The organism is Gordonia sp. (in: high G+C Gram-positive bacteria) (assembly GCF_012515855.1).
Lineage (GTDB): Bacteria > Actinomycetota > Actinomycetes > Mycobacteriales > Mycobacteriaceae > Gordonia.
In genome coordinates this window covers 1-2,270 of record NZ_JAAYXO010000139.1, presented here as the reverse complement: position 1 = coordinate 2,270, position 2,270 = coordinate 1, and the positions used below count along the sequence as shown (strand labels likewise).

Below are 2,270 nucleotides of genomic sequence, written 5' to 3'. Positions count from 1 at the left end.
CGTCGCGACGGCGATCGCGTTCTCTCCCAACGGCACCGGCAGCAACTCTTCGGCGCGCGCCAATCGGCGCACCACGGTGTTCCGGTGCGTGTAGAGGCGTTCGGCGGTCGCACTCGCGTTGCAGCGCTGGGCGAACCAGACCCGGAGACACTCGGCCACCTCGGGATCGGCCGTCAGCAGGTCGCCGAGAGTGGCGGCGACGAAGTCGCCGACCTTCTCGTCGTCGGACAGTGCGTCGATCATGCGCACCTCGTCGTACCGAGCGGCCCTCCGGTCGGCCCGGGCGCGCTGGAGGATCCGATGCGCGGTGAGCGCCTGGAAGTGGCTGCGGCGGAACCCCTCCCGACCCTCCCCCGGCGAGCCCAGTGCGATCCACACGTCACCGTGATCGCGGACCGCGTCGGCCACGTCCACGCTCGGGGCCGGAAACCACACCCACAGCTGCGAGGCTCCGGCGAGCACCACCAGGCGCCGAGTGATCCCCGAGGTCTGCATGATCGCCTCGCACGCGGACTCCAGTCGTTCGGCCGACACTCGCGCACCGCCCGAGATCACCGCGGCCAGCTGCGGACCGTCGAGCCGGTAGCCGAGCTGCGCGTGCGCGCGCGCATCCGAGATGGGAGCTCCCTCCAACAGCAGCGCGACGGCGGCCCGCCGCTGCGCGTGCGTGTCGCCGGCCAACTCCGCCCGGGCGACGTCGATCATCTCCGCCAGCGACCGCACGGTGTCGTCGATGTAGGTCGCGATCGACGTGGAGGTGACCTCGAGCAACTGCCGGAGCAGATCGCGGTCGTCGGTCAACGTGAAGCAGACCTGCATCCACAGTTGCCAAGCGACGTTCTGAGAGGTGCGGAACGAGTCCAGGGTGGAGGCATCGAGTCCGCGGCGCACCAGGTCGCGGACGAAGTCGGCCATGTCGTCGTGCGCCCGCACGCTCACGCGTTCGCCCGGGGCGGCCAGATTGGCGGCTGCCCAGTGGTCGATGTTCGCGGCGGTGGTGGCCAGCGCGATCTCGAGGAGTTCGGGATCCTCGGCGATGACGTTCATCCCGGTCCCCTCCAGGACGCTCTCGTCGAGCGCCCGCACCCATTCGGGAGGGGCCGCCAGCACCACTCGCACGCCGGCCCGAATGAGTTCGGCCACCGCGGGATCTACCGGTTCACCACGCATATGGTCGATTATGCACCAGTTTCCGATTGACACCGGTGCACATCGCTCTTGCATCCGACCATCCATACCAACGATCATTGGTACATAGATCGCGGTACCGCCCCGCGCCAGCCCGAACGAACGGAAGCTCATGACCAGCAACTCGTCCACGTCGCCCCGGACCGAGATCCTCGACGTCCTGATCATCGGCGCCGGAATCTCCGGCATCGGCGCCGCGCACTACCTGACCACCGAACATCCGGACAAGACCTTCGAGATCCTCGAGTCGAGGCATGCGATCGGCGGCACCTGGGACCTGTTCAAATACCCGGGCCTCCGCTCGGACTCGGACCTGCACACCTTCGGCTTCGGCTTCAAGCCGTGGATGGACAACCAGGCGATCGCCGACGCCGACCGGATTCTGGAGTACCTGAACGAGGCCGTCGCCGACGACGATCTCACCGGCAAGATCCGGTTCCACCGACGCGCGATCGGCGCCGACTGGAACTCCGTCGACCAAGCCTGGCACGTCGCCGTCGCCGACACCGAGAAGGGCGACGACGCCCCCACCGAACTGGTCAAGGCGCGCTGGATCTTCGCCGGCACCGGGTACTACAACTACGACGAGGGCTTCACCCCAGACTTCCCCGGCACCGAGCGCTTCGCCGGACAGATCGTGCACCCGCAGCACTGGCCTGAGGACCTGGACTACACGGGCAAGAAGGTCGTCGTGATCGGGTCCGGGGCCACCGCCGTCACGCTCATCCCGTCGATGACCGACGACGCCGAGCACGTCACCATGCTCCAGCGCACCCCGACCTATGTGATCCCGCTGCCCCGCGAGGACGCGATCGCCAACGTCATGAAGAAGGTGCTCGGTCCCAACCTCGGCTACAAGCTGTCCCGTGAGAAGAACATCCTGCAGCAGCGCTTCGTGTACGAAGCCGCACAGCGCTTCCCGCGGCCGGTCAAGGCGATCATCCGCGGAACCAATCGCGCGATGCTCGGCAAGGACTTCCCGCTGGACCCGCACTTCAAGCCGCCGTACAACCCGTGGGACCAGCGTCTGTGCGTGGTGCCCGACGGCGACATGTTCTCCGCGCTCCGGCGGGGCGACGCCT

General features: G+C 67.8%; 2 protein-coding genes. One reads left to right on the top strand and one right to left on the bottom strand.

The genetic code is table 11. The features are described from left to right. On the bottom strand, positions 1-1,170 hold a 1,170-nt coding region (locus GX543_RS10120), incomplete at its 3' end, for a helix-turn-helix domain-containing protein (RefSeq protein ID WP_290851741.1). Positions 1,171-1,300: 130 nt separating this feature from the next. Between GX543_RS10120 and GX543_RS10115 the strand changes: the two genes are divergently transcribed. Next, positions 1,301-2,270 (top strand): NAD(P)/FAD-dependent oxidoreductase (locus tag GX543_RS10115; protein WP_290851740.1); only part of this gene is annotated, 970 nt, incomplete at its 3' end.